We start from the raw sequence: 25,507 nt of genomic DNA, 5'->3' as shown, positions 1-25,507 counted from the left end.
GGAGGTAGTATCGCCCCTCCCATCCCGTCAAGATCCGGATTTTTTGCAGAAAAACCTCAACCCCGCAAAATGGTTGCAGAAGATCTTGCCGCCAGCCCGCCCAGGATACGCCGTTCGGCCTCTGTCACGGGTCCTGCCGACGCTTGCGCAAAGCGCATCCGGAAGGCGGTCAAACGCGCCTCTGGGCTTGCATCGGCTGTATAGCCCGCCGCGCGCAATGCCTCTTCCACATCGCTGACCGCATCCCCATCCGGTGCAGATGCGGCCAACCCCTGCCGGACCAGCCGCGCCCAGTCAAACCGCGGCCCCGGATCACATTTGCGCCCAGGTGCCATATCGGAATGCCCGATCACCGCCTCCGCCGGCAGATCCCAGCGCGCAAGGATCCCGCGCAAAAGCCCCTCTAACGCGGCCATCAGCGGTTCTCCAAAAGGTTCCGACCCGCGATTGTCCAGCTCGATCCCGATGGAGCGGGAGTTGATATCCTCCACACCCATCCACGACCCCACACCTGCATGCCAGGCGCGCTGGTCCTCCTCGACCATCTGCCAGCAGGTGCCATCGCGACCAATCAGATAATGCGCCGACACTTCCGCTTCCGGGTCGCACAACCGTTCAAGCGCCGCCTCGGCGCCCTCCATTGCGGTGTAATGCAAGACCACAAACTGCGGCGTCAGCCCATCCCGGCGGGGCCCGAAATTCGGGCTTGGGTGCCAGATCACCGCAGTGTTGGTCAGTTCTGCACCGCGGCCCGGAACGGTGCCGGATCCCAGCTGCAGGCATATCCATCGCCATCTGGGTCCAGTGCATTGCGGTCACGCCGCGGCCCGCCATTGGCCAGAAACTCGATCTGCGCCAGATCGGCGGAGGCGAATTGCGCACAGTTCCGCGCCGAGCGCTGCGCCAGGTTCAACCCCACCCGCGTATAGATCTGCGTGCCCCTGGGATGACGGGTCTCAAGCGCATATTGCACGATATTGGGCTGCGAGACGCCATTGCGCGTGGGCACGGCCGTGGGCTGCACCACCTGATATTGCTGGCGGTTCTGGGCGATCCGCTCTGCATCGCTCTGGATCGATTCCCGGGCCGAGACTGCCTGGAAATCATTCTCGTCCGAAATGCCGGGATTGCTGATGATCTGCGGCGCCGGGTTCGACGGGCTGGCCTGAAGCGGTTCAACACCGGAATTGGCCTGACGCAGTTCCAGGGCGGCCGCGGCCTCTACGATCGTGTCCTGCTGGTTCAGCTGCGCGGCTGGCAAGGCCTGCGCGGTCGAAACGGGCGCTGGCGCGGGCACCGCCGTGGTGGCGGGCCGTGCCACCTGCAGCGGCACGGGCGCACGCTGAGTGCTCTCGGCCGAAATCGCGCCGGCAGGCACGGGTGTTGACACCGGAGCCTGCTGCGCCAGAACCGCCTGCCGCGCCCGCTGATCGTCCAGAGAATTGTTAAATCCGACGCCCGCGGCACTGTCCGGGACTTGTGCACATGCACCAAGGGTAATCAGCGCCAACGCTGTGAATGCAATTCGCATAGCTCTGCTGTCCTGCCTTACGGTCTTTTGTTTGGACCGCTTTTACCACCATTTTGCAGGTTTTGCCACAAATCCGGCCGCACGCTCCAACGCAAAGGCAGAATTCAGCAGATCGCCCTCTTCCCAGGGCCGGCCGATCAGCTGCAAACCAAGGGGCAGGCCCTGCTTGTCCACGCCCGCAGGCACGCTGACGCCGGGCAGACCGGCCAGGTTCACCGTCACGGTGAAGACGTCGTTCAGATACATCTGCACCGGATCCGCGTCCGTCATCTCTCCCAACCCGAAAGAGGCCGAGGGCGTCGCAGGCGTCAGGATCGCATCGACACCTTGCGCAAAGACATCATCAAAGTCCTTCTTGATCAGCGCCCGCACTTTGCGCGCCCGGTTGTAATAGGCGTCATAGAACCCCGCCGACAGCACATAGGTGCCCACCATCACACGGCGCTGCACCTCGGCCCCGAAGCCTTCGGCACGGGTCTTTTCATACATCTCTGTGATGCCATCGCCTTGGGACAGCTTGGCGCGATGGCCATAGCGCACCCCATCATAACGGGCGAGGTTCGACGACGCCTCAGCAGGTGCAATCACATAATAGGCAGGCAGCGCGTATTTCGTATGGGGAAGCGAGATATCGACGATCTTCGCCCCCGCATCTTCCATCATCTTGCGCCCCTCGGCCCACAGCGCCTCGATCTCATCGGGCATACCGTCCATGCGGTATTCGCGCGGAATGCCGATGGTCTTGCCCTTGATATCACCTGTCAGCGCCGCTTCGAAATCCGGCACGGGCAGATCGGCGGATGTGGAATCCTTCGGATCATGCGAACACATCGCCTCCAGCATGATCGCCGCATCACGCACCGATTTGGTCATCGGCCCCGCCTGATCCAGCGAGGACGCAAAAGCCACGATCCCCCAACGCGAACAGCGCCCATAGGTCGGCTTGATGCCGGTGATCCCGGTGAAGGCCGCAGGTTGGCGGATCGACCCGCCCGTATCGGTGCCGGTGGCCGCCAGACACAGATCCGCCGCCACAGCCGCAGCCGAGCCACCCGAAGATCCGCCCGGCGTCAGCGGCGTGTCGTCATTCCCGCGCCGCCAGGGGCTGATCGCGTTGCCATAGACAGATGTCTCATTCGACGAGCCCATGGCAAATTCGTCCATGTTCAGCTTGCCCAGCATCACCGCCCCGGCATCCGCCAGGTTCTGGCTGACGGTGGATTCATATTCCGGCTTGAAGCCTTCCAGAATGCGGGAAGCGGCCTGCGACGGAACACCCTTGGTGCAAAAGAGATCCTTGATCCCGATCGGCAGCCCGCACATCGACGGCGCATCGCCCGCCTTGATCCGCTCATCCGCCGCCTTGGCACGCTCCATCGCAATCTCAGGCGTCTTGTGCACGAACGCGTTCAGCGCATCCGCCGCATCAATCGCGCTCAGACACGCCTCGGTCAGCTCAACAGAAGTTGTGTCACCCTTGCGCAGCGCATCGCGCGCCTCGGCCAGGCCCAGTTTGTTCAGATCAGACATTATTCAACCACCTTCGGCACGGCAAAGAACCCCTCGCGGGCATCGGGCGCGTTCGACAGGATTTTCTCCTGCTGGTCGCCATCGGTCACCACATCCTCGCGCCGCTTCAGGCGCATCGGCGTGACCGACACCATCGGCTCCACACCTTCCACATCGACCTCGCCCAGTTGCTCGATAAAACCAAGGATCGTGTTGAATTCCTGCGCCAGCGCGGGCAGCGCATCTTCTTCAACCTTGATACGCGCCAGTTTGGCGACCTTCGCGGCGGTGTTCTGATCAATCGACATGGTGCAGTCTCTCTGATGGGTTCACGGGCATTTACCGCCCCCTGCCCCGACCCGCAAGCCACCTGCTTGCGCCAGACTGCGCGCCGGGGCACTCTGCCCGAAATTTGACCCCGGGGGAGCGGCCAGATGGACCTGAAACTGCATCACATCAACCTCGCAACAGAAAACGTGGAACGGCTCGACCGTTTCTATCGCGACGTGCTGGGCCTTTCCGAGGAATCGGGCGGCCTGCCCACGCTGGAAAAGAAAAAGGGCTATGCCGGCGACGTGGCCTTCCGTACCGACGGCGCCATCCAGATGCATCTGGCGCAAAAAGACATCCATGCGGGCTTCAACTCGGGTCAGTTCGTGAACCCGGTCAGCCGTGGGCATATCGCCTATCGCACGTCCGATCTCGACGGCTTCAAGAAACACCTCGAAGATCACGGCATTCCTTACGCCGATTGGGGCAATCAGGCCGTCGCGGGCTGGAGCCAGATCTTCTTCTATGACCCCGACGGCAACGTGATCGAGGTGCATCAGGTTGATGAGTGAACGGGCAGAGCGCGCCATCTCACGCAGACGTGAGCGCGCCACGCCCGCCTGACCCATCTGAAATCCACGCGCGGTGCTCTATCTTAGGGGCAAGACCCCAGATGACAGGAGACCTCAGACATGAAGACCTCCCCCCTCACCCGCCGCAGCCTGATCGCCACCACAGGGGCCGCGCTGGCCACAATCGCTAGCGGCCTTCTGGTCCCCGCACGTGCCGCCGGTCTGGCCCCCACCCCGTCCATGCGCGGCGGGGCCAACAACTACCGCCCCGGCGCGCCCATCGTGGACCGGATCGGAGGCGGCGGCTTCTGGATGACAGGCACCGTCCGCCGCGCAGGTGACGGCGCACCCATTTCTGGCGCGCGCATCCAGATCTGGGCGCACACCACCGAAGGCCATGAACGCGATCCAGAAAGTCACGGCGCCACACTAACCGATGCAAACGGCGAATTCCGACTGGAGATGCCCCAGATCGTCCCCGCTTTCGGCCAGCCTCATGGGCATCTGGCCTATGACGATCCGGAATTCGAGACGGTCTTTCTGCGCCCCGTCATGCCGAACGCCTCGGACACAACGCTGGCCGCGCATTTCGTCCTGCAACCGGCCTGACCCTTTCATGCGCGCCGTGCTGATCTGGGGCGCGCTTGGGGCTGCCCTGCTTGTCCCGCTCTGGGTTGCGGCCACCAGCCCCCTGCTGGCCTGGCGCGAGCCCATCTACATCATCGCAGGCCTCGCAGGCGTCATCGGTCTCGCGCTCATGGCCCTGCAACCGCTGCTGGCGGCAGGCCTGCTGCCCGGCCTGCCCGCCCCCAAAGGCAGGAGGGTGCATCTGTGGATTGGCCTGGCGATTGTTACGGCTGTGATCCTCCATGTCGCGGGCCTCTGGATCACATCGCCTCCCGATGTGATCGACGCGCTCACCTTCCGATCCCCCACGCCCTTCGCCATCTGGGGCGTGATGGCCATGTGGGCTGTCTTTGCCGCTGCCCTGCTGGCCAGCCTCCGCCGCAAGCTGCGCCTCCCGCCCCGCATCTGGCGGCGCGCGCATACCGCCCTGGCGCTGGTGATTGTCGGCGGGACCTCTGCCCACGCATTGCTGATCGAGGGGACCATGGGCACAGTGTCAAAAACCGCCCTGTGCCTGCTGGTCGTCCTCGCTACGCTGAAGGTGATCCACGACTTGCGCATCTGGACCCGCCGCCGCGCCTAAGCCTGATGTCGCAGATAGCGCAGATAAACCTCGATCATCCAACCCAACATCATCGCGTTCAGGAGATGCCACCAATAATGCGTCCCCATCGGGATCAGATCGCATAAAGGCTCATCAATCGTGCGCATCGTCATCGACAGGATCAAAATCCCCGCCCCGATGACAAAGCCCCGCGCCAATGCCGGCTCCCTGCCGCGCAGCAGAAAAGCATAGATCAGGATCAAGAGCGGCACCGGCGCATAGCCCGCTGTCCCGCCAATCGGCAACAGCTGAAACACCGGCACCGTGGCGGCCGCATAGGGGAAAAACATAGCCGTCAGGCCCAGCGCGCCCCAGGTGCCAAAGCCCCAGACATCCCGGTTGATCGCAAAGATATCAACCAGGATGAACAAAAGGATCGGAACCACATCCAAAAGCGCCGCCCAGACCTGTGCATGGGTGTGAAACAGATAACTCCCCACTCCAATCGCAAACAGGATCACCACCAGCACCTGCGCCAGAGCAACCCCCGCACTGCGCCGCAACATCACAAACGCCGCGATCAGGAACGCTGCATTCGTCACCGCATTGACAGGCTCCGCCCAATAGCCGGGATCGAGCCTTTCGCAATAACCGTCAATCGCCCGCGTCAATTCCATGGATTTTTGCCCGCCCCGTGTTAGCCTCATGCCAGAACATAGGGAGAGTGACATGAAAATCATCTGGTTGGGCCACGGCAGCTTCCGTTTTGAAATCGCAGGACAAACCCTGCTGCTGGACCCCTGGCTGTCCGGCAACCCCGTCCTACCCGAAGATCAACACGATGCCGCCATCGCCGGGGCCTCTCACATCCTTCTGACCCACACTCATTTCGACCATGTGGTCGATGTACTGCCTCTGGCCCGGAAACTGGAAATCCCGGCCGTGGGTCAATACGATCTGATGAACCATTGGGCCGAAGCCGAAGAAATCGAAACCGTCGGCTTCAACAAGGGCGGTACCGTCGATCTGGGCAATGTGAAAGTGGCGATGGTACCTGCCTCCCACTCCTCGACCTTCCAGACCGCGGATGGCCTGCGCAGCGGCGGCTCCGAAGTGGGTTTCATGATCATGGGCGAAGGCAAGACGGTCTATGCCTCGGGCGACACCGCGATCATGGCCGACATGGCGTGGATGGGCGACTACTTCAAACCCGATGTGGGCATCCTCTCGGCAGGCGGCCATTTCACCATGGACATGGCCCAGGCCGCCTATGCGGCAAACACCTATTTCAACTTCGACACCGTGATCCCCTGCCACTACAAGACGTTCCCCTTGCTGGCACAGGATGCCGAGGCGCTGAAAGCGGGCCTCAAGAAGGGTACCGTAGTGGAACCTAAGGTGATGCAAGCGATCGAGATCTGAGCATGAGCGCGCCCACCACGCAGGTTCATCCTCGCGCGCGCGGGCGCTTGCGAGGACGATTCCCCAAACCGTCCCTGCTCCGGGCGGGATGACGCGCAAGGGCTTCCGCCTGGATCAGCGCGAAGGCATGGCGACGGTGATGTTCACCGACATCGCCGACAGCTCCACCCTCGCCGGGCTGGTGGGTGACCGCGCCTGGGCCGCACGGATGGAGGCGCATTTCACCCAGATCCGCCAGCGCGTCGAACAAGCGGGCGGCCAGTTCGTCAAATCGCTGGGCGATGGCACCATGTCCTCCTTCTCCACCGCCTGCGCGGCGCTCGAAGCCGCGCAACATATCCAGACCGATATGGCGCGCCAGCAGGAGGAACCGCATCTCCACCTGCGCATCGGCATGCATACCGGCGATGTGATCCAGACCAAGGACGATTTCTTCGGCAGCGTCGTGAACAAGGCCGCGCGCATCGGCGCGCTTGCCCCGCCGGGCGCGATCTTTCTCAGCGATGCCACGCAGGTCATGGTGGGCGGCAGCGGTTTTGCCTTTTCCGATCCGATCCAGACCCCTCTCAAGGGCTTCGACGGGGATCACACCGTCTTCAGCCTGGACTGGCGGGGGGCCTGACCGGCGCACAATCCGGTGCATGGGCTGTGCACGCCCTGTGCACAGGTTGTGCACAGCCGTTTTCAGCGTTTCGCGGCGAAGAAAGCCTTCAGAATCGCCTCTGCCTCCGCCGCTGAAATCCCGTCGTAAACCTCCGGCACATGATGCGCCTGGGGGTGCGAAAACACCCGTGCTCCATGCGCCACGCCGCCCGATTTCGGATCGGCAGCGCCATAATACACCCGCCCGATGCGCGCGGCTGCAATGGCGGCGGCACACATCGCACAAGGCTCAAGCGTGACATAGAGGTCATATCCCGTAAGCCTCTCGGACCCCGCCTTCGCACAAGCCTCGCGGATCACCAGCATCTCGGCATGAGCGGTGGGATCATGTGCTTCGCGCGTGCGGTTCCCCGCAGCCGCGACCACCTCTCCTGAAGGCGCGACAAGCACCGCGCCCACGGGCACCTCATCGCGCGCCGCAGCCGCGCGCGCCTCGTCAAGTGCCTGATTCATATGGGATTTGAACACCATGCCCCAGATTGCCCCGCAAGTTCCGCTTTCGCAAGCCACGCATCTGCGATAAGCGGTCTGCCATGAGCAAACCCACCCCTCCCGGCGACCGGATCGCCAAGGTTCTGGCCCGCGCGGGCGTCGCCTCGCGCCGCGATGCCGAACGCATGATCGCCGCTGGCCGCGTGGGCGTGAACGGCAAGATCATCGACAGCCCCGCGCTGAACGTCACTGACCGCGACAGCATCACCGTCGACGGCAAACCCCTGGCCGAACCCGAACCGCCACGCCTGTGGCTCTATCACAAACCCCCGGGCCTTGTGACGACCGCGCGCGACGATAAGGGCCGGAAAACCATTTTCGACGATCTTCCCGAAGACATGCCGCGCGTGATGAGCGTGGGACGACTTGACCTGAACTCCGAAGGTCTGTTGCTGCTGACAAATGATGGGGAGATCAAACGCAAACTCGAACTCCCCTCCACCGGCTGGCTGCGCCGCTACCGCGTGCGCATCAAGGGCCGCCCAAAGGACGAGGATTTCGAACCGCTGCGCACCGGCATCACCGTGGGCGCGGACCGGTTTCAACCGATGCAGATCACGCTGGATCGCCAGCAGGGTGCGAACGCATGGTTAACCATTGGGTTACGCGAAGGCAAAAACCGCGAGATCCGCCGCGCGATGGAGGATATCGGCTTCACTGTAAACCGCCTGATCCGCATCAGCTATGGCCCTTTCCAACTGGGCAAACTCGCCCCCGGCGCGGTGGAAGAGCTACGCCGCCGCGTGGTGCGCGACCAGCTTGGCCTTGAAGCGGAAGAGCCCAAAGCGCCCCGCCCCACGCGCGCCAAACGGCCGCCCGCGCGCAAATCGCGCGCTAAATCCTGACGCAACAGGCGAAAATTCGCACGGGTGATACTTTCGCGCGCGCCTTCCCCCTAGAAAGGCGAAGGCCCTTCGCATAGATTCCCGTAAAAGAAGACCAAGCTAAGGGAGCCAGAATGTCCGCCAGCGGGCTTCAGAAAGCCGCCTATGTCGCGCTGCTGATCCTGATGATCGGCACAGCAACCGGTTGGTTGGGGGGACTTTAACCCATGGCCAAGCGCTTTGGCGGCAAATACAGCCCCACCCCGGGCGAGGACATGTCCGAACCCACACCCCGCGGCGCGTTTCAAAGCGCGCAGGTCGATCCCGTGGGCGCACGCGCCAACCTGTTGTTCTTGCCGCCTATTCTGCTGGGCGCCTTTTCACTGAATGACGGCGCGATCGGCCTTGCCCTTGGTCTGGGCGGCGCGGCAATCCTGATCCTGGCGGCCTGGCTGGTCCGCGACGGGCTCAGGGCCGAGGCGGCCTATAACGCCCGCAAAGTGGCCCGCAGACCCGCTTTTCCGCGCAAGATCTTCGCCTCGGTCCTCACCGGCATCGGCGTGGGGCTTGCTGCCTTCAAAAACGACCCCGGCCTTGTGGCGCCGCTGATTTTCGGCATCGCGACCGCCGCGCTTCACAGCGCTGCCTTCGGCCTCGATCCCCTGAAAAACAAGGGGATGGACGGCATCGACACCCATCAGCAAGACCGCGTCGCCCGCGTCGTGGACGAGGCCGAACGCCATCTTGCCGCCATGACCGATGCCATCAAACGCGCCGGCGACCGCCAGATGGAGGCGCGCGTCGAACGCTTTCAGGACACCGCCCGCGAGATGTTCCGCACGGTCGAGGAAGACCCCCGCGACCTGACCGGCGCGCGCAAGTATCTGGGCGTCTATCTTCTGGGTGCGCGCGACGCGACCGCGAAATTCGCCGATATCTATGCCCGCACCCGCGACGCGAAAGCCCGCGCCGATTACGCGCAACTGCTTGATGATCTTGAAAAAAGCTTCTCTGCCCGTACGCGCAAGATGCTGCTGGAGGATCGCAGCGATCTGACAGTGGAAATCGAAGTGCTGCGCGAACGCCTTGAACGCGAGGGGGTTCACCTGTGACCCCACCCGCCCCAGAATTTAAACAGTGAGGACCCCACATGTCTGACAAAGTTCGTCAAAAAGCCCAAGAGGCCCTGGCCGAAGTCGAAGCCGTCTCTGCCGTGCTCCTGCCGGAACCCAGCACCGAGATCGTGCCCTATGCCCAGGCCGACGCACCCGTCAGCGCCGAAATCCAGAAGCGCATGGGCGAGATTGACATGTCGAATACCAATTCGATCGTGTCTTTCGGGTCGAACGCGCAGGCCGAACTGCAACAGATCAGCCAGGCCATGCTGGCCGATGTGCGCAACAAGGATGTGGGCCCCGCGGGCGACAGCCTGCGGTCGATCGTGACCACGATCCGGGGCTTTTCGGTCTCGGAACTGGATGTGCGGCGCAAACGCACCTGGTGGGAAAAGCTTCTGGGCCGCGCCGCCCCCTTCGCCGATTTCACCGCGCGGTTTGAAAAGGTGCAAAACCAGATCGACCGGATCACCGACGATCTTCTGGGGCATGAGCATACGCTTCTGAAAGACATCAAATCCCTTGATATCCTTTATGAAAAGACGCTGAGCTTCTATGACGAGCTGGCGCTTTACATCTCGGCAGGCGAAGAAAAGCTGCGCGTTCTGGACGATGACGTGATCCCCGCCAAGTCCGCCGAAGTCGATGCTGCGCCTGAAAACGAACAGGTGATGACCGCTCAGGAACTGCGCGACCTGCGCGCGGCGCGTGACGATCTGGAACGCCGGGTCCATGACCTGAAACTGACACGACAGGTGACCATGCAATCGCTGCCCTCGATCCGGCTGGTGCAGGAAAACGACAAGTCGCTGGTCACCAAGATCAACTCGACCCTCGTCAACACCGTGCCGCTTTGGGAAACCCAGCTGGCGCAGGCGGTGACGATCCAGCGTTCTGCCGAAGCGGCCGCGGCCGTACGCGAGGCCAATGACCTGACCAACGAATTGCTGACCGCCAACGCGAAAAACCTGCGCGAAAGCAACAAGATGATCCGCGAGGAAATGGAACGCGGCGTCTTCGACATCGAAGCGGTCAAACAGGCCAATGCCGATCTGATCGGCACGATCGAAGAAAGCCTTGCCATCGCCGATGAAGGCAAAGCCCGCCGTGCCGCCGCCGAAGAAGAGCTGAAGAAGATGGAGGCCGAACTGCGCGACACGCTGGCCGCCGCCAAAGCGCGCGGCGACGGCAAAGGCGACACCGTCGGCACCTCGGCCCCGCGCTAAGATGACCGGACGCGCGTATCCCCGTCTGGGATGGGCTGTGGCGCTTGGGGCGCTTGTGGGGCTCGCCGCTTGCGAAGTGGCCGCGCCCCCGGCGCCCAGGCCCGCCGCCGCCCCGGCCCCGGCACCCGCGCCGGGCGAAGGCACGCGCTCTCTGCGCAGCGAACAGCTTAGCCGCTATTACGCGAGTCTGCAGGCCGATCTTCTGGCCCAGGGCCTGCTGCGTACTGATGGCGGCGGGCCGGACACGCCCTACAGCGCCGAAACGCTCACGCGGAATTTCGAACAAATCGTCTTCTTCGACGAATACGCCCAGGGTGCGGGCATCTCGGCCGCCGCGGACAAATCCGCAGGCAAGCTCCGGCGCTGGACCGGCCCGGTGCGCATGGATGTCAGCTTTGGCAATTCCGTTCCCCTCAGCCGACGGGATGAAGACCTTGCCGCCACCCAGAATTACATCCGCCGGTTGGCGAGGGTGACGCGGCATCCCATTTCCTATGCGTCAGAGGGTAATTTCCACATCCTTTTCATGGGCGAAGACGACAAGGACGAAATGGTGCAGGTCCTGCGCCGGCGCGCGCCCAATATCTCCTCCCGGACGCTGGAGGTGATCACCAACCTGCCCCGGTCGATCCATTGCCTTGTGGTGGCTTTCTCCAGCAGCGACAGCCCCTATAACTACACCCGCGCCGTGGCCGTGATCCGCGCCGAACATCCCGATCTGATCCGCCTCAGCTGCGTGCATGAGGAACTGGCCCAGGGCCTGGGGCTGGCCAATGACAGCCCCGACGCACGCCCGTCGATCTTCAACGATGACGACGAATTCGCGCTTCTGACCAGCCATGACGAAAAACTGCTGGCCATGCTTTATGACCCCCGCCTCAGCCCCGGCCTTGATGCCGAAAGCGCCCGCCCCGTGGTGCGCATCCTCGCCCGCGAGAAACTGGGCCAACGGCTGTAACGCAAAGACCCTGAAGGAGACCATTCATGGGCATTTTCGATTTTCTTTCCGGTGAATTCATCGATGTCATCCACTGGACAGATGACACCCGCGACACCATGGTCTGGCGGTTTGAGCGCGAGGGCCACGAGATCAAATACGGCGCCAAGCTGACCGTCCGCGAAGGACAGGCCGCTGTCTTTGTGCATGAAGGGCAACTGGCCGATGTGTTCACACCGGGCCTTTACATGCTTGAAACCAACAACATGCCGATCCTGACCACGCTGAACCATTGGGATCACGGCTTCCGCTCACCGTTCAAATCGGAAATCTATTTCGTCAACACGACGCGGTTCCAGAACCTCAAATGGGGCACCAAGAACCCGGTGATCTGCCGCGACCCCGAATTCGGCCCCGTCCGCCTGCGCGCCTTCGGCACCTATTCCGTGCGCGTGGCGGATCCCGCGAAATTCCTGGTGGAAATCGTGGGCACCGACGGCGAATTCACCATGGACGAGATCAGCTTCCAGATCCGCAACATCATCGTGCAGGAGTTTTCCCGCACCATCGCGCGGGCGGGCATTCCGGTACTGGACATGGCCGCCAACACGCGTGAGCTGGGCCATCTTGTGGCCAAGGACATTGCCGGAACGCTGGCGGAATACGGGCTGGCCGTGCCTGAGCTTTACGTCGAAAACATCTCCCTCCCTCCGGCGGTCGAGGATGTCTTGGACAAGCGCACTTCGATGGGCGTGATCGGCAATCTGGGCGAATATATGCAGTTCCAGGCCGCCGAGGCCCTGGGCCGCGACGGGGCCGGCGCAGGCGCGATCCAGGCCGGTCTGGGCGCAGGGCTAGGCATGCAGATCGGCCATCAGGCGGCGCAGGCCGGCCCCTGGGGCGCGCGCCCCGTGGCCGAGGCCCCCAAACCCGCGGCCATCGCACCGCCGCCCCCGCCGCCGGTTGAACATGTCTGGCATATCGCCGAAGGCGGCAAGACGAAGGGCCCCTATTCAAAGGCCGCCATGGGCCGCATGGCCGCTGAGGGCACGCTGAGCCGTGAAACCTATGTCTGGACCGCCGGTCAGGACGGCTGGATGCATGCCGAAGACGTGGCCGAACTGGCTCAGCTTTTTACGGTTCTGCCTCCCCCCCCGCCGGGCGCGTGATGCCCCCGGCCACCGTATCGCACAGCGCGACCGGACCCGTTCGATGACCCGCCGCACGCTCACCATCGCCCTGCATTGGGCCAATATGCTGCTTCTGATCCTGCTGGTGGCCGCAGGACCCCTCCCCGCGCTTGCCTGGGCGTTTGTGGCCTGTGCCTTGCTCATGGTCACACTGGCGGTCTTCGGCGGGCTGCTGAATGGCCCCGGCCCCAAACTGGAAGGCGCGCTGCGCGCCGCGCACCCCTGGCTCAGCCGTGCGATGTATGCGGGGCTTGCTGCTGTTGCTCTGATCACGATGGCGCGGCTTCTGGCGCTCTGGTCCTCGCCCATCACGTTGCAGCAGCTCTATTTCTATCTGCTGGGGGCGGCCTCGCTCCATGGGGTGTTCCACCTCTGGCGGCACACCGCATTGGGGGACGGCGCGCTCAAACGAATCACCCCCCGCTTCATGCATGACGCGCTATGACGACTGACACCACCTCCCAGCAGGAACACCGCTTTCCCTGCGAACAATGCGGCGCCGATTACCGATTTGATCCGAGCCAGGGCACGCTCACCTGCGATCATTGCGGGCATACTCAGGATATCACCTCGGGCCCCTGGCGCGGCGCGAAACTGCGCGAGATGGATTTCGATGCCGCCATCGCACAGCGCCTGCCCGAGGCTGAAATGGAAGAAACACGTGTCCTGTTCTGCCCCAACTGCGCGGCGCAGGTGGAGTTTGATCCGCAGGTCCATGCCAAGGAATGCCCTTTCTGCGCCACGCCCGTGGTCACCGATACCGGCGTGCATCGCCATATCAAACCGCGCGGCGTGCTGCCCTTTGCCCTGTCCGAAAGACAGGCACGCGAGGCGATGACCGACTGGCTGGGCCGCCTCTGGTTCGCGCCAAATGGCCTGCAGGATTACGCGCGTAAGGGCCGCAAAATGACCGGGGTCTATGTACCCTACTGGACCTTCGACGCCGACACGACATCGGATTATCGCGGCGAACGCGGCACGGTCTATTATGAAACCCGCACCGTGATGCGCGACGGCAAACGCGTCCAGACCCGCGTGGCCAAGGTGCGCTGGACGCCCGCCTCGGGCCGCGTCGCGCGGTTTTTCGATGATGTGCTTGTGCTCGCCTCCAAAAGCCTGCCCAAACGATACACGGACGCGCTGGAACCCTGGGATCTGCCTGCGCTGGAACCGTATCGTCCGGAATTCCTCGCCGGGTTTCGCGCCGAAGGCTATGTGGTCACCCTGCCCGAAGGTTATGAGGAAGCGCGCGCCAAGATGGCCCGCGTGATCGAACGCGATGTGCGGTTTGACATCGGCGGCGATCAGCAGCGGATCCACGCCATCGACACTGATCTGCGCGATGTCAGCTTCAAGCATGTCCTGCTGCCCGTGTGGCTCGCGGCCTATAAATTCCGCGGTCAGACCTATCGCTTCGTCGTCAATGGCCGCACCGGACGGGTGCAGGGCGAACGCCCCTGGTCGGCCATCAAGATCGCCATCGCCGTCGTGCTGGGCCTGCTGATCGCGGCGGCGGTGGGCTATGTGGTGGCGCAGAACGGCTGAGGCCCTTGCAACCCCCAGACCGCCCGGCCATTCTGCCGCGACCACAAGGCGGAGAGGGGCAGATGAGCCAAGCATATGACACCATGGATGCGGTCTTTTCCGCGCGGTTTTCCTGCCGCGCCTTCAAACCCGACCCGGTGCCGCGCGCAGATATCGAACGGATCGTGGCGCTGGCCCGCCGCGCGCCCAGCTGGTGCAACGCCCAGCCCTGGCAATTGGTGATCACCAGCGGAAATGAAACCGACGCCTTCCGCACCGCCCTGCAGGCCGAGATTGCCCAGGCCAGCAACAGCCCCGACATTCCCTTCCCCGAAAAATACTCCGGCATCTATCAGGACCGCCGCCGCACCTGCGGCTTCCAGCTTTATAATGCGGTCGGCATTGACCGGGGCGACCGTCAGGGCCGCGCCGATCAGATGATGCGCAACTTCGCCCTGTTTGACGCGCCGCATGTGGCTATCGTCAGCTCTCCTGCCGAATTGGGGCCTTACGGGGCGATGGATTGCGGCGGCTTTGTCACCGCCTTCACCACTGCCGCGCAGGCCCTTGGCATCGCCACGATCCCGCAGGCCGCGATTGCCTCTTATGCGCCTTTCGTGCACCGGCACTTCGAAATTGGCGAAGATCGTCTGATCCTCTGCGCGATCTCCTTCGGCTATGCGGATATGGACGATCCGGCCAATGCCTTCCGCACAGACCGGGCCGAGGTGGCAGATATCGTCGACTGGCGCGGATGACAGAGGCACCCCGGCTTGTCGCCGCAGGCGAAGCGGTGATCGACATGATCCCCCAAGGCGACAGCTTTCGCGCCGTGCCCGGTGGGGCCGCGCTCAACGCCGCCTGTGCCGCCGCCCGTCTGGGTCTGTCCACCGGGTTCTTCGGTGCACTCTCCAATGACGCGCTGGGAACGAGACTGGCGCAAACCGCTGTGCAGGCGGGCGTCGATCTGCGCCATACCCGGCGGGTGGATCAGCCCTGCCCGGTGTCGATCATCGAATTGACAGAGGGCAATGCGCGCTATGCCATCCACCATCAGGGCACCGCGCATGATACGATCACCGACCGGGTGCTGCCCGATCTGAGCGGCACCCGCGCGGCTCTTCTGGGCGGTTTCAGCCTGATCCACGACCCGGCAGCACAAGCCTTCGAAGCCCTCGCGATAGAATTGCCTTCCGACACAGCGCTCTACCTCGACCTCAATATCAGACCCGGCCTGATCACCGATCCCGCCGCCTACCGGGCGCGGTTGTCCCGCCTGATGGCACGGGCGCAGGTCGTCAAGGCCTCGGACGAAGATCTGTCCTGGTGGGGCGACGACCTGCGGACAGCGGCCCCACATGCGCTGATCCTGCACACGCAAGGCGCAGGGGGCGCGACCGCGCATCGGGGCGATGTGACACGGCACGTTCCGGCCCCCGCCGCAGAAGTCACCGACACGGTCGGCGCAGGCGACATCTTCAACGCAGGCTTCCTGGCCTTTGCCCTTGAGCAGGGCCATCCCTTGCTCGGCAGCCCTGATGACATCGCGGCCGCCCTGCACTATGCCGTGACCGCCGCCAGTCTCAGCACCGAAAAAGCGGGCGCCCAGGGCCCAACCAGAGAGGAGATCGCATGCGCGCTTTGATCCAACGTGTCAGCGAAGCGTCCGTCACCGTGGACGGACAGATCATCGGCAAGATCGGCACGGGTGTTCTGATCCTTGTCTGCGCCATGCAGGGCGACGAGGCGGCGCAGGCCGACCAGCTGGCCGCCAAGATATCGAAACTGCGGATTTTCAAGGATGACGCGGGCAAGATGAACCGGTCGCTGCTGGATATCGGCGGCGCGGCGCTGGTGGTCAGCCAGTTCACGCTGGCCGCCGACACATCGCGCGGCAACCGCCCCGGTTTTTCCGCCGCCGCCGCGCCAGCGCAGGGAGAGGCGCTTTACGAACATTTCGCGCAAAGCCTGCGGGATCTGGGCGTGCCTGTGGACACCGGCCGGTTCGGCGCGGATATGGCCGTATCGCTTGTCAATGACGGCCCCGTCACCATCTGGATGGAGCTATGAGCCCGCGCGACGAGGCCCTCCGCCTCTGGCACGCTGCCGTGGCCGCCGTGGATGGCTATGACGCCACCGCGCGCGCGCTGTCCGGCCACGCCCCGGACCGGATACTTGCCGTGGGCAAGGCTGCTGGGCCCATGGCGCGCGCGGCGCTGGATCATTACGGCAATGTGCCCTGCCTTGTGGTCACCAAAGACGGCCATGGGGAGGGCCTGCCCGATCACGCCCAACTGATCGAGGCGGCGCATCCGGTCCCCGATGAACGGTCCCTGGAAGGCGGCGCGGCCCTGCGCGCCGCGGTCGAGGCAATGACGGAAGGCTCCCGCCTGCTTCTTCTGGTATCCGGTGGCGCATCGGCGTTGGCCGAAGACCCGGTGGAGGGCGAAACGCTGGAAAGCCTTGCCGCGCTCAACAACCGGCTTCTGGCCGCAGGGCTTGATATCGGGGCGATGAACGCCCAGCGCCGCAAGGTATCGCGGATCAAGGGCGGCGGGCTTTTGTCCCGGTTTCCCGGTGCCATGGTGCAGGTTCTGGCCATCTCGGACGTGCCGCGTGACGATATCGCGGTGATCGGATCGGGTATCGGCGCAGCCCCCGAGGCACCGGGCTTTTCCTATGACTGCCGGATCGTCGCCAGCAACCGGATCGCCCGCGATACCGCCGCGCATGCGGCAGGCCATGTCATCGCCAATGAAGAATGCCTTTACGACGATGTCAGCGTGCTGGCCCCCCGCATCGGCGCGCGCCTGCGCGAAATGCCCCCGGGCGCGCTCATCCTGGGCGGTGAGCCCACGGTGAAGCTTCCCGAGATGCCGGGCCACGGCGGGCGCAACCAGGCGCTGGCGCTGGAACTGGCGCGCGAGATTGCGGGCGTTCCCGACCTCACTGTGGTCGTCGGCGGCACCGACGGCACCGATGGTCCCACCGATGCCGCAGGCGGCGTTGTGGACGGGGAGACCTGGACAGACGAGGGAACCGATGCGTTGGCCAGGGCCGACAGTGGATCCTTTCTTGAGGCGCGAAAGGCGTTGTTGATCACAGGTCCCACGGGCACCAATGTGATGGATCTTCTGGTGGCCGTGAAGGCGTGATCTCGGACCGGTGGCGCAGTTGATCCCTGTGGGATTGGGTATTTTGGGCCAGAAAGAAGCAGCAGGTCGCTTGACACATCGTAGCGCGGGCGCTGAGGGTGCAGGTCATGAAGAACACCCTGCGCGATATCGAAGAGCTGCCTGATCTGGGGATCACGCTTTCTGACGGCACCCGCCTCTCTGCCCGGGTCTGGCGTCCGGTTGACGCCCATGACGATCCGGTCCCTGCGATCCTTGAATACCTGCCCTATCGCAAACGCGACGGGACCTGCGCACGCGATGCGCTGACCCATCCCTATTTCGCCAAGCGCGGCTATGCCTGCATCCGCGTGGACATTCGCGGCAATGGCGACAGCGAAGGGCTGATGGAGGATGAATATTCCCCGCAAGAGCTGGCTGACGGGGTGGAGGTGATCAACTGGCTCGTTGCACAGCCCTGGTGTTCGGGGCGTGTGGGGATCATGGGGATCAGCTGGGGCGGGTTCAACGGGTTGCAGATCGCAGCGCTTGGGCCGGAACCTCTGAAAGCCGTCATTACGCTCTGTTCCACAGTGGACCGCTTTGCCGATGACATTCATTTCAAGGGCGGCTGCCTGCTGAACGAAAACATGGGCTGGGGAGCCACGATGTGGTCCTATTCGTCGCGCGCGCCCGATCCGGCCTTAAGGGAAAATTGGCGCGAGATGTGGCTAGAGCGGCTGGAGGCCGAGCCCTTCCTGCCCGCGCTTTGGCTGCGCCACCAAAGGCGCGACGCCTATTGGCGGCACGGGTCGGTCTGCGAAGATTTCGGGGCCATCAAGGCGCGCGTTCTGGCTATCGGCGGCTGGGGCGATGCCTATAAGAACGCCGTCCCGCAGATCGTCGAGAACATCCCCGGCGCAAAGGGCATCGTGGGGCCATGGGTGCACAAATACCCGCATTTCGCCGTGCCGGAGCCGCGCATCGGGTTCCTGCAGGAAGCGCTCAGATGGTGGGACCGCTGGCTGAAGGATATCGACACCGGTGTTGAGAACGATCCCGATTACTCCACCTATCTGATGGACGGCGCGCGGCCCGCCACGTGGTATACAGACCGCCCTGGTCGCTGGATCAATCAGGATGCCCCGGCAGAATTGACCCAAAGGCTGGATCTTGGGCCGGATGGGCTTGGAACGGCCGGAGCGTTCACCCGGCTTGTCGCCTCGCCCCAGGATACCGGCGCGGATGGCGGAGAGTATTGCGCGATCTGGCTGGGGCCGGAACTGCCCGGCGATCAGCGCAATGATGACAGCAAATCGGTCTGCTTTGACACTGCCCCGCTGGAGCAAGATACTGATATCGCAGGCGCGCCAGAGGTCACTTTGCGCCTGCGCTCGGACCAGCCGCAGGGCCAGATTGCCGTGCGGCTGAACCACGTGCATCCGGATGGCGCGTCGACCCGGATCACCTATGGAGTCTTGAACCTGAGCCACCGTGAAAGTGCAGCCGACCCTCAGCCGATGGAGGTGGATCGGGACACCGTGATCACACTGCGCCTTGACCATATCGCCTATCGCGTACCCCGGGGGCACAGGCTGCGCCTTGCGATCTCGAATGCCTATTGGCCGCTTATATGGCCCTCGCCGTTGAAGACGCGCATGACACTAACTGCAGGCCATGTGGATTTGCCGCTACGCGAGACCGCGCATCAGCCCGAACGCAGCTTTCCCCCACCCGATGCAGAGGCGCCCTGGCGGACGACCCAGCTGCGCGAGGCTCATCACATCCGCCGGACCGAAACGGATCACACCACGGGCGTCGTCTCTCTCGTCATCGAGGATGATTTCGGCAAGGTTCAGGACAATGATCACGGGCTGATCAACGGGCATGTCGCGCGCGAATGCTGGACGATCCACCCCGACGACCCCTTGTCGGCCAGGGGTGCGTGCCATTGGACCGATGAACTGGAACGCGACGGCATCCAGCTGCGCACCGAGACATGCTGCGAGATGCGATCAGACGCCACCACCTTTCATCTGAGTGCCACACTCAAGGCCTATGAAAACGACGTGCTGATCTATGAACGCAGCATGACCGACCAGATTCCGCGCGACCAAATGTGACCGGACCGTCCGTCCAGACCATCATTAATCCTTGCGACACCGGTTCAAATGCGCAAACCTTGACTCATCAATCAACAAACCGCGCAAGAACGCGGGGGAACACCAACGGGAGAAATCAATGAAAGATCAACTCGACTATTATGCCGGTCGTGTCACGGCAGGCAAAATGAGCCGCCGTGAATTCATGGGCAAGGCCGCCGCCCTGGGCGTCAGCGCCGCAGTTGCCTCGACCATGTTTGCCGATGCGGTTCAGGCCGCGGGTCCCACCAAGGGCGGCGATCTGAAACTTGGCTCGATCGGCGGGGAAAGCACCAACTCGCTTGATCCGGCTCTGGCCGCCAGCCAGGTGCCTTATGCAAACCTGTATCATTTCGGCGAAACCCTGGTTGAAGTGGCGCCCGACGGCTCCATCGAGAACCGCGTCGCCGAAGAAGTCGAAGCGTCAGCAGACGCCAAGACATGGCGCTTCAAGATCCGCTCGGGCATCGAATTCCACAATGGCAAGACGCTGACCGCCGAAGACGTGATGCGCACCATCGAACGCCACAGCAACGAAGAGTCCCAATCTGGCGCTCTGGGCCTGTTGCGCGCGATCGAGTCGATGCGCGTCGATGGCAATGTGTTTGAAGTGACACTGGACGGCCCCAATGCTGACCTGCCCTACTACTTTGCCGATTATCACCTGATGATTCAGCCCGATGGCGGCTTTGACAACCCTGCGGCCGGTATCGGCAGTGGCCCCTATATCACGGAGCTTGACGAACCCGGCGTGCGCCACCTGTTCCGCCGCAACCCGAATTATTGGGATTCCAATCGCGGCCATGTCGAAACCTCAGAAGTAATCGTCATCAACGATGCAACCGCCCGCATGGCGGCGCTGCAATCGGGTCAGGTACATGTGGCCAACCGTGTCGATCCCAAAGTGGCGGCACTGCTGAACCGTGCGCCCAACCTGACCGTGCGCAACGCATCGGGACCAGGCCATTATGTCTTCATCATGCATGTGGACACCGAACCCTTCGACAAGAACGAGCTGCGGCTGGCGCTGAAATACGCCATCGACCGCGAAGAGATGGTCGACAAGATCCTCCGCGGCTTCGGCTCGGTCGGGAATGACACGCCGATCAACGCGGCCTATCCGCTTTATACCGAGATTGAGCAGCGCGCCTACGATCCGGAAAAAGCTGCCGAGCATTACGCCAAGTCGGGCCATGACGGATCGCCAATCATCCTGCGCGTGTCGGATGTGGCCTTCCCTGGCGCGGTCGAAGCAGCGCAGCTTTTCCAGCAGACGGCACAAGCCGCCGGTATTCCGCTGGAGCTCAAGCGCGAGCCAGGTGACGGCTACTGGTCGGAGGTCTGGAACAATCAGCCCTTCTGCGCCTCCTACTGGGGTGGCCGGGCCACGCAGGACCAGATGTATTCCACGGCCTATCTGTCCACCGCGGATTGGAATGACACGCGCTGGAAGCGCGAGGATTTCGACAAGATGCTTCTTGCCGCACGGGCTGAACTCGACCCGGCCAAACGCAAGGCCATCTATGCCGACATGGGCCAGATGATGCACAACGAAGGCGGCCTGATCGCGCCGATGTTCAACGATTTCGTGAACGGCGTGAACACCGCGGTGCAAGGCTGGATCGATGATCCGACCGGCGATATGATGTCGGGCACCTATTCCTCGAAGGTGTGGCTGGCGTCGTAAGATGCATCCGATCCTGAAACTGGTGCTCCAGCGCATTGCGCTGGGCATCCTCCTCCTTTTCGCCGCGTCAGCCATGATCTTCGGCCTGACCGAAGCCCTTCCGGGCGACGCGGCACAAGCGGTGCTGGGCCAGGGCGCCACGGAAGAGGCGCTGGCCAACCTGCGCCGCGAGATGGGCCTCGATCAGCCTGCCATCACCCGATATTTTCAATGGCTGGGCGGTATCGTTCAGGGCGATCTGGGCACCTCGATCACCAACCGGCTTGATATCGCGACAAGCATTTCCAATAGGCTTGGCAATACGCTGTTCCTGGCCTTTTGGGCGGCCGTCTTCTCGGTCCCGCTGGCAATTTTCCTGGGCCTTCTGGCGGTGCGTTACCAAAACCGCTGGCCTGACAAGGTCATCTCGGGCGCGACATTGGCCACGATTTCCATACCGGAATTTCTGATCGGCTATGTGCTGGTCTATTTCATCGCCGTGCAGTTGGGGTGGTTCGCTCCGCTTGCCCTGATTAGCGATTCCATGTCGCTGGGCCAGAAACTGCATGCTATCGCCCTTCCCGTTATCGTGCTGACGATGGTCGTGCTGGCGCATATGATGCGCATGACGCGGGCGGCCATTCTGAACGTGATGCAATCGGCCTATATCGAAACAGCCGAGCTCAAAGGGCTCAGCACGTTCAACGTGATCCGCAAACACGCCTTTCCGAACGCAATCGCGCCGATTGTCACCGTGGTGATGCTGAACCTGGCTTACCTGGTGGTTGGCGTCGTCGTGGTCGAGGTGGTGTTCGTCTATCCCGGCATGGGCCAATACCTGGTTGATGCGGTGGTCAAGCGCGATGTGCCCGTGGTGCTGGCCTGCGGCGTCATCTTCGCAGGCATCTATATCTCTCTGAACCTGATCGCCGATCTCGTTTCGATCCTCGCAAATCCGCGCCTCCGGCATCCCAAGTAAAGGAGCAGTCGCGCCATGTTCACCAACATACCCGTTTCCGCGATGATTGGCCTCTTCTTCACGGCTCTATACTTCATCGCCGCGATCTTCGCGCCGTTTCTGGCGCCTTATGGCATGGCCGAAGTCGTGGGCGATGTCTGGGAGCCGTCTTCGGCCAATCACCTGCTGGGCACCGACAATATTGGCCGCGATCTCCTCACCCGGATGATTTATGGTGGCCGCACGACGATCTTCATTGCGACCGCGGCCACCATCCTCAGCTTTGTTACCGGATCGGTGTTGGGCTTTTTGGCGGCGGTTCTGGGTGGCTGGGCAGACCAGGTCCTGTCGCGTCTGGTGGATCTGCTGATGTCGATCCCGTCGCTAATCCTGGCGCTGGTCGTGCTGGCAGTGCTACCGGTTACGGTGACCACGCTGATCTTGGTCATGGGGCTTCTCGATTCCACCCGCGTGTTCCGCCTAAGTCGCGCTGTCGCAGTCGATATCAACGTCATGGACTATGTCGAAGCCGCCAAGCTGCGCGGCGAGAAACGCGGCTGGATAATTTTTCGTGAAATCCTGCCAAACGCGCTCAGCCCGCTGGTCGCCGAAATGGGCCTGCGGTTCATCTTCATGGTGCTTTTCATCTCGACCCTGTCCTTCCTGGGCCTGGGCGTACAACCACCGCTGGCCGACTGGGGCGGGATCGTGAAGGAAAACAAGGACGGCATCGTCTATGGGATCGGCGCCGCGCTTTATCCGGCCATCGCCATCGCCACGCTGGCGATCAGCGTGAACCTAGTGGCCGACTGGATTCTGAACCGCACCACTTCGCTGAAAGGAGGGCGTGGCTGATGACGGAACCTCTGCTCAAAGTCCGCGGCCTGAAGATCGGCGCAACGGTCTATCCGCCCGGCGAAAAGCCCCGCGATATCGAGATTGTTCACGGCGTCGATTTTGATCTGATGCCGGGCAAGGTGCTGGGGCTGATCGGCGAATCCGGTGCCGGCAAATCCACCATCGGCCTGGCGTCGATGGCCTATGGCCGGGGCGGTGTGAAAATCACCGGCGGCGAGGTCTGGGTGAACGGTCGTGACATCCTTAAATCCAGCCTTAAGGATATCCGGAAACTGCGCGGGGGCGAGGTGACCTATGTCTCACAATCTGCCGCAGCCAGCTTCAACCCCGCCAAACAGATCATGGAACAGGTGACCGAAGCGGCCATCCTTCAAGGCAAGTTTTCAAAGAAAGACGCCGAAGCGCGGGCTGTCGAACTGTTCCGCAAACTGGGCCTGCCCGATCCCGAAAACATCGGAAGACGTTATCCCCACCAGGTCTCTGGCGGTCAGTTGCAGCGCTGCATGACCGCGCTCGCCCTATGCCCCGAACCCGATTTGGTTGTCTTTGACGAACCGACCACGGCGCTTGATGTGACCACTCAGATCGACGTTCTGGCCGCGATCAAGGACGCCATTCGCGACACTGGCGTGGCAGCCCTTTATATCACGCATGACCTGGCCGTCGTGGCGCAGGTGAGCGATGACATCATGGTGCTTAAGATGGGCGACATGGTCGAATACGGCGCTACAGATCAGATCATAAACCACCCCAGGGAAGACTATACTAAAGCGCTAGTCTCCGTCCGCTCCATCGAACATCCCGAAAAATCCCCTGCGGGCGAGCCTGTTCTGAAATGCGAACATATCACCGCACGCTACAAGGGGACGCAATTCGACGTGCTGCACGATGTGAATGTCGAGCTTTACCCCGGCCAGACCCTTGCCGTTGTGGGCGAATCCGGGTCGGGCAAGTCCACCCTCGCGCGGGTGATTACAGGCCTTCTGCCCCCGCGCGACGGCAAGATCATCTTCGACGGGCGCGAGCTGACACCAGACCTGTCCTCCCGCCCCATAGACGACCTGCGGGAATTGCAGATGATCTACCAGATGGCCGACACCGCCATGAACCCGCGCCAGACCGTGGGCACCATCATCGGACGACCCTTGGAATTCTATTTTGGCCTCAAGGGCGAGGCGAAACAGAAACGCATTCAGGAACTGTTGGACGAAATCGAACTGGGGAAAGGTTTCCAGGACCGCTATCCGGCGGAACTCTCGGGCGGGCAGAAACAGCGTGTCTGCATCGCCCGCGCGCTGGCCGCCAAGCCCAAGCTGATCATCTGTGACGAGGTCACCTCGGCGCTTGATCCGCTGGTGGCCGACGGTATCCTAAAGTTGCTGCTTGAGCTACAAAAGATCGAAGATGTCGCCTATCTCTTCATCACCCACGATCTGGCCACAGTGCGCGCCATCGCCGACAGCATCGCGGTGATGTACCAGGGCCGCGTGCAGCGCTACGGCGGCAAGACCGAGGTGCTGACCCCACCCTTCGACGATTACACCGACCTCTTGCTTAGCTCCGTCCCCGAGATGAAACTGGGCTGGCTGGAAGACGTGTTGGCGAACCGCAAGATGGAAAGCGCAGGCAACTAGAGCGATCTAAGCTCCGATCTCTTCTTCGGCACCGGGGACGCGCGGCGAAGGCAGGGTTCGGGTGCCAACCGCAACCTAGTCTTCCAAAGACGGCAGGGTTACAGAAAAGGAAATCGTGGTGGGCTGCGGCGTGGCGCCGTCGGCGATCTTGGGCACACTCGTGTAATCGGCAAGACGCAGCAACTCTCCCTCGATTGTGGCAGTCACCTTGTTGTCTTCTGTCATTTCAAACGACGTCAGCGCTCCGTTACCGCCATCGGGGCCAATCGAGAGAGGAGCTGCATAGCCCTGCTCATCGAACATCTCGACGGACAAGAGTTGCATGTCACCGGAACGGCGCTGAAGGGTTACCTGAACCATAGGCGAGCCGGGCATGCCGTCTTCTCCGACGCTTCGACCAAGCACGTTGATGGTCAGGAAGCTTCCCATAATGACCTTTTGCTCGGCATATGCGCGATCGCGTTCGGTATCATATGGGATCACGAGGGTCCGGGTATCACCGCCAAGTGTGATGCTCAGAGTGCCCATTTCTTCATACCGTTTATCAAGTTCTGCCGCGTTCATCGGTGCAGCCAGCAGAAAGGCAATCAACATTGGTACAATATGCTTCACTTTAATCTCCTGTGTTTTGAAAACAAAAGCCTGATCCGACGCCTGCCATCCGGTTGAAAAAGGTATGTGCGGCAAGTTC

At 62.7% G+C, this 25,507-nt stretch carries 28 protein-coding genes; 21 read left to right on the top strand and 7 right to left on the bottom strand.

Annotation, left to right across the window (positions count from 1 at the left end):
* Window positions 1–56 precede the first annotated feature (56 nt).
* The 4 genes from TR61_RS00575 to gatC are packed head-to-tail and all read right to left on the bottom strand — an operon-like array spanning window position 57 to window position 3,348.
* The gene (locus TR61_RS00575; protein ID WP_425394194.1) at window positions 57–773 is read right to left on the bottom strand and encodes an N-acetylmuramoyl-L-alanine amidase; all 717 of its coding nucleotides are present in this window, start codon (window positions 771–773) and stop codon (window positions 57–59) included.
* Window positions 734–1,531 (bottom strand): excalibur calcium-binding domain-containing protein, encoded by a 798-nt coding sequence (locus tag TR61_RS00570; protein ID WP_050927591.1) that lies wholly within the window; start codon window positions 1,529–1,531, stop codon window positions 734–736. The genes TR61_RS00575 and TR61_RS00570 overlap by 40 nt, the downstream gene beginning before the upstream one ends.
* Before the next feature lie 42 nt (window positions 1,532–1,573).
* Window positions 1,574–3,061: an Asp-tRNA(Asn)/Glu-tRNA(Gln) amidotransferase subunit GatA gene (gene gatA, locus TR61_RS00565; RefSeq protein WP_050927590.1), complete on the bottom strand. Its 1,488-nt coding sequence runs from the start codon at window positions 3,059–3,061 to the stop codon at window positions 1,574–1,576.
* Window positions 3,061–3,348 carry an Asp-tRNA(Asn)/Glu-tRNA(Gln) amidotransferase subunit GatC gene (gene gatC, locus TR61_RS00560; protein ID WP_050927589.1) on the bottom strand — a complete coding sequence of 96 codons (288 nt, stop codon included), beginning with the start codon at window positions 3,346–3,348 and terminating at the stop codon, window positions 3,061–3,063. The genes gatA and gatC overlap by 1 nt, the downstream gene beginning before the upstream one ends.
* A 126-nt stretch (window positions 3,349–3,474) precedes the next feature.
* Here gatC and TR61_RS00555 point away from each other — a divergent pair, with 126 nt between their 5' ends.
* The 3 genes from TR61_RS00555 (at window position 3,475) to TR61_RS00545 (ending at window position 5,092) form a co-directional block, all read left to right on the top strand.
* The gene (locus TR61_RS00555) at window positions 3,475–3,882 is read left to right on the top strand and encodes a VOC family protein (protein WP_050927588.1); all 408 of its coding nucleotides are present in this window, start codon (window positions 3,475–3,477) and stop codon (window positions 3,880–3,882) included.
* Window positions 3,883–4,002: 120 nt separating this feature from the next.
* Entirely contained in the window at window positions 4,003–4,491 is a 489-nt protein-coding gene (locus tag TR61_RS00550; RefSeq protein WP_050927587.1) for a peptidase associated/transthyretin-like domain-containing protein, read from the top strand.
* A 7-nt stretch (window positions 4,492–4,498) separates the two neighbouring features.
* Complete coding sequence (locus TR61_RS00545) at window positions 4,499–5,092, top strand: ferric reductase-like transmembrane domain-containing protein (RefSeq protein ID WP_050927586.1); 594 nt, start codon at window positions 4,499–4,501, stop codon at window positions 5,090–5,092.
* On the opposite strand, the gene TR61_RS00540 is transcribed toward TR61_RS00545, so the two are convergent.
* Window positions 5,089–5,730 carry a ceramidase domain-containing protein gene (locus TR61_RS00540; RefSeq protein WP_050927585.1) on the bottom strand — a complete coding sequence of 214 codons (642 nt, stop codon included), beginning with the start codon at window positions 5,728–5,730 and terminating at the stop codon, window positions 5,089–5,091. The genes TR61_RS00545 and TR61_RS00540 overlap by 4 nt on opposite strands.
* 52 nt (window positions 5,731–5,782) lie before the next feature.
* Here TR61_RS00540 and TR61_RS00535 point away from each other — a divergent pair, with 52 nt between their 5' ends.
* Together TR61_RS00535 and TR61_RS00530 are read left to right on the top strand one after the other, a co-directional pair.
* Window positions 5,783–6,475 (top strand): metal-dependent hydrolase, encoded by a 693-nt coding sequence (locus TR61_RS00535; protein ID WP_050927584.1) that lies wholly within the window; start codon window positions 5,783–5,785, stop codon window positions 6,473–6,475.
* Between the two features lie 88 nt (window positions 6,476–6,563).
* Window positions 6,564–7,097, top strand: coding sequence for an adenylate/guanylate cyclase domain-containing protein (locus tag TR61_RS00530; RefSeq protein WP_050927583.1), 534 nt, complete (start codon window positions 6,564–6,566; stop codon window positions 7,095–7,097).
* A 62-nt stretch (window positions 7,098–7,159) separates the two neighbouring features.
* Here the strand turns inward: TR61_RS00530 and TR61_RS00525 are convergent, their stop codons facing one another.
* Window positions 7,160–7,609, bottom strand: a complete 450-nt coding sequence (locus TR61_RS00525) for a nucleoside deaminase (RefSeq protein ID WP_050927582.1) — start codon at window positions 7,607–7,609, stop codon at window positions 7,160–7,162.
* 62 nt (window positions 7,610–7,671) lie between these two features.
* Between TR61_RS00525 and TR61_RS00520 the strand changes: the two genes are divergently transcribed.
* The 16 genes from TR61_RS00520 (at window position 7,672) to TR61_RS00445 (ending at window position 24,816) form a co-directional block, all read left to right on the top strand.
* Window positions 7,672–8,475, top strand: coding sequence for a pseudouridine synthase (locus tag TR61_RS00520; protein ID WP_050927581.1), 804 nt, complete (start codon window positions 7,672–7,674; stop codon window positions 8,473–8,475).
* Between the two features lie 206 nt (window positions 8,476–8,681).
* Window positions 8,682–9,566, top strand: coding sequence for a 5-bromo-4-chloroindolyl phosphate hydrolysis family protein (locus TR61_RS00515; protein ID WP_050927580.1), 885 nt, complete (start codon window positions 8,682–8,684; stop codon window positions 9,564–9,566).
* Window positions 9,567–9,604: 38 nt separating this feature from the next.
* On the top strand, window positions 9,605–10,795 hold the full coding sequence (locus TR61_RS00510) for a toxic anion resistance protein (RefSeq protein WP_050927579.1): 1,191 nt from the start codon (window positions 9,605–9,607) through the stop codon (window positions 10,793–10,795).
* Window position 10,796: 1 nt separating this feature from the next.
* Complete coding sequence (locus TR61_RS00505; RefSeq protein ID WP_050927578.1) at window positions 10,797–11,753, top strand: DUF2927 domain-containing protein; 957 nt, start codon at window positions 10,797–10,799, stop codon at window positions 11,751–11,753.
* 26 nt (window positions 11,754–11,779) lie between these two features.
* Window positions 11,780–12,901: an SPFH domain-containing protein gene (locus tag TR61_RS00500; RefSeq protein ID WP_050927577.1), complete on the top strand. Its 1,122-nt coding sequence runs from the start codon at window positions 11,780–11,782 to the stop codon at window positions 12,899–12,901.
* 43 nt (window positions 12,902–12,944) lie between these two features.
* Window positions 12,945–13,367, top strand: coding sequence for a hypothetical protein (locus TR61_RS00495; protein WP_050927576.1), 423 nt, complete (start codon window positions 12,945–12,947; stop codon window positions 13,365–13,367).
* Complete coding sequence (locus TR61_RS00490; protein WP_050927575.1) at window positions 13,364–14,467, top strand: TFIIB-type zinc finger domain-containing protein; 1,104 nt, start codon at window positions 13,364–13,366, stop codon at window positions 14,465–14,467. Before TR61_RS00495 ends, TR61_RS00490 begins: the two co-directional genes overlap by 4 nt.
* Before the next feature lie 62 nt (window positions 14,468–14,529).
* On the top strand, window positions 14,530–15,204 hold the full coding sequence (locus TR61_RS00485; protein ID WP_050927574.1) for a nitroreductase: 675 nt from the start codon (window positions 14,530–14,532) through the stop codon (window positions 15,202–15,204).
* Window positions 15,201–16,091, top strand: coding sequence for a PfkB family carbohydrate kinase (locus tag TR61_RS00480; RefSeq protein WP_050927573.1), 891 nt, complete (start codon window positions 15,201–15,203; stop codon window positions 16,089–16,091). Before TR61_RS00485 ends, TR61_RS00480 begins: the two co-directional genes overlap by 4 nt.
* Window positions 16,079–16,516, top strand: coding sequence for a D-aminoacyl-tRNA deacylase (dtd, locus tag TR61_RS00475; RefSeq protein WP_050927572.1), 438 nt, complete (start codon window positions 16,079–16,081; stop codon window positions 16,514–16,516). Before TR61_RS00480 ends, dtd begins: the two co-directional genes overlap by 13 nt.
* Window positions 16,513–17,601, top strand: coding sequence for a glycerate kinase type-2 family protein (locus tag TR61_RS00470; protein WP_050927571.1), 1,089 nt, complete (start codon window positions 16,513–16,515; stop codon window positions 17,599–17,601). The genes dtd and TR61_RS00470 overlap by 4 nt, the downstream gene beginning before the upstream one ends.
* Before the next feature lie 107 nt (window positions 17,602–17,708).
* Window positions 17,709–19,682: a CocE/NonD family hydrolase gene (locus TR61_RS00465; RefSeq protein WP_050927570.1), complete on the top strand. Its 1,974-nt coding sequence runs from the start codon at window positions 17,709–17,711 to the stop codon at window positions 19,680–19,682.
* A gap of 118 nt (window positions 19,683–19,800) precedes the next feature.
* Window positions 19,801–21,387, top strand: a complete 1,587-nt coding sequence (locus TR61_RS00460) for an ABC transporter substrate-binding protein (RefSeq protein ID WP_050927569.1) — start codon at window positions 19,801–19,803, stop codon at window positions 21,385–21,387.
* Between the two features lies 1 nt (window position 21,388).
* On the top strand, window positions 21,389–22,345 hold the full coding sequence (locus TR61_RS00455) for an ABC transporter permease (protein ID WP_050927568.1): 957 nt from the start codon (window positions 21,389–21,391) through the stop codon (window positions 22,343–22,345).
* A gap of 15 nt (window positions 22,346–22,360) precedes the next feature.
* Window positions 22,361–23,179, top strand: coding sequence for an ABC transporter permease (locus tag TR61_RS00450; RefSeq protein ID WP_050927567.1), 819 nt, complete (start codon window positions 22,361–22,363; stop codon window positions 23,177–23,179).
* The gene (locus TR61_RS00445) at window positions 23,179–24,816 is read left to right on the top strand and encodes an ABC transporter ATP-binding protein (RefSeq protein WP_050927566.1); all 1,638 of its coding nucleotides are present in this window, start codon (window positions 23,179–23,181) and stop codon (window positions 24,814–24,816) included. The genes TR61_RS00450 and TR61_RS00445 overlap by 1 nt, the downstream gene beginning before the upstream one ends.
* Before the next feature lie 75 nt (window positions 24,817–24,891).
* On the opposite strand, the gene TR61_RS00440 is transcribed toward TR61_RS00445, so the two are convergent.
* Window positions 24,892–25,428: a hypothetical protein gene (locus TR61_RS00440; RefSeq protein WP_157440770.1), complete on the bottom strand. Its 537-nt coding sequence runs from the start codon at window positions 25,426–25,428 to the stop codon at window positions 24,892–24,894.
* Window positions 25,429–25,507: the final 79 nt, after the last annotated feature.

Origin of the sequence: Aestuariivita boseongensis (assembly GCF_001262635.1) — a bacterium.
In the GTDB taxonomy this organism is placed as follows: Bacteria; Pseudomonadota; Alphaproteobacteria; order Rhodobacterales; family Rhodobacteraceae; genus Aestuariivita; species Aestuariivita boseongensis.
This window is presented reverse-complemented; position numbering and strand designations above follow the sequence as displayed.

Excerpts from the sequence above, each read along its gene's own strand:
- TR61_RS00460 (WP_050927569.1), top strand. The coding sequence starts at position 19,801 with ATGAAAGATCAACTCGACTATTATGCCGGTCGTGTCACGGCAGGCAAA.
- gatA (WP_050927590.1), bottom strand. The coding sequence starts at position 3,061 with ATGTCTGATCTGAACAAACTGGGCCTGGCCGAGGCGCGCGATGCGCTG.
- TR61_RS00540 (WP_050927585.1), bottom strand. The coding sequence starts at position 5,730 with ATGGAATTGACGCGGGCGATTGACGGTTATTGCGAAAGGCTCGATCCC.
- TR61_RS00515 (WP_050927580.1), top strand. The coding sequence starts at position 8,682 with ATGGCCAAGCGCTTTGGCGGCAAATACAGCCCCACCCCGGGCGAGGAC.
- TR61_RS00465 (WP_050927570.1), top strand. The coding sequence starts at position 17,709 with ATGAAGAACACCCTGCGCGATATCGAAGAGCTGCCTGATCTGGGGATC.
- TR61_RS00555 (WP_050927588.1), top strand. The coding sequence starts at position 3,475 with ATGGACCTGAAACTGCATCACATCAACCTCGCAACAGAAAACGTGGAA.
- TR61_RS00570 (WP_050927591.1), bottom strand. The coding sequence starts at position 1,531 with ATGCGAATTGCATTCACAGCGTTGGCGCTGATTACCCTTGGTGCATGT.
- TR61_RS00480 (WP_050927573.1), top strand. The coding sequence starts at position 15,201 with ATGACAGAGGCACCCCGGCTTGTCGCCGCAGGCGAAGCGGTGATCGAC.
- TR61_RS00510 (WP_050927579.1), top strand. The coding sequence starts at position 9,605 with ATGTCTGACAAAGTTCGTCAAAAAGCCCAAGAGGCCCTGGCCGAAGTC.
- TR61_RS00545 (WP_050927586.1), top strand. The coding sequence starts at position 4,499 with ATGCGCGCCGTGCTGATCTGGGGCGCGCTTGGGGCTGCCCTGCTTGTC.
- TR61_RS00485 (WP_050927574.1), top strand. The coding sequence starts at position 14,530 with ATGAGCCAAGCATATGACACCATGGATGCGGTCTTTTCCGCGCGGTTT.
- TR61_RS00490 (WP_050927575.1), top strand. The coding sequence starts at position 13,364 with ATGACGACTGACACCACCTCCCAGCAGGAACACCGCTTTCCCTGCGAA.
- TR61_RS00445 (WP_050927566.1), top strand. The coding sequence starts at position 23,179 with ATGACGGAACCTCTGCTCAAAGTCCGCGGCCTGAAGATCGGCGCAACG.
- TR61_RS00505 (WP_050927578.1), top strand. The coding sequence starts at position 10,797 with ATGACCGGACGCGCGTATCCCCGTCTGGGATGGGCTGTGGCGCTTGGG.
- TR61_RS00450 (WP_050927567.1), top strand. The coding sequence starts at position 22,361 with ATGTTCACCAACATACCCGTTTCCGCGATGATTGGCCTCTTCTTCACG.
- TR61_RS00530 (WP_050927583.1), top strand. The coding sequence starts at position 6,564 with ATGACGCGCAAGGGCTTCCGCCTGGATCAGCGCGAAGGCATGGCGACG.
- TR61_RS00520 (WP_050927581.1), top strand. The coding sequence starts at position 7,672 with ATGAGCAAACCCACCCCTCCCGGCGACCGGATCGCCAAGGTTCTGGCC.
- dtd (WP_050927572.1), top strand. The coding sequence starts at position 16,079 with ATGCGCGCTTTGATCCAACGTGTCAGCGAAGCGTCCGTCACCGTGGAC.
- TR61_RS00495 (WP_050927576.1), top strand. The coding sequence starts at position 12,945 with ATGACCCGCCGCACGCTCACCATCGCCCTGCATTGGGCCAATATGCTG.
- TR61_RS00535 (WP_050927584.1), top strand. The coding sequence starts at position 5,783 with ATGAAAATCATCTGGTTGGGCCACGGCAGCTTCCGTTTTGAAATCGCA.
- TR61_RS00455 (WP_050927568.1), top strand. The coding sequence starts at position 21,389 with ATGCATCCGATCCTGAAACTGGTGCTCCAGCGCATTGCGCTGGGCATC.
- TR61_RS00470 (WP_050927571.1), top strand. The coding sequence starts at position 16,513 with ATGAGCCCGCGCGACGAGGCCCTCCGCCTCTGGCACGCTGCCGTGGCC.
- TR61_RS00525 (WP_050927582.1), bottom strand. The coding sequence starts at position 7,609 with ATGGTGTTCAAATCCCATATGAATCAGGCACTTGACGAGGCGCGCGCG.
- gatC (WP_050927589.1), bottom strand. The coding sequence starts at position 3,348 with ATGTCGATTGATCAGAACACCGCCGCGAAGGTCGCCAAACTGGCGCGT.
- TR61_RS00500 (WP_050927577.1), top strand. The coding sequence starts at position 11,780 with ATGGGCATTTTCGATTTTCTTTCCGGTGAATTCATCGATGTCATCCAC.
- TR61_RS00550 (WP_050927587.1), top strand. The coding sequence starts at position 4,003 with ATGAAGACCTCCCCCCTCACCCGCCGCAGCCTGATCGCCACCACAGGG.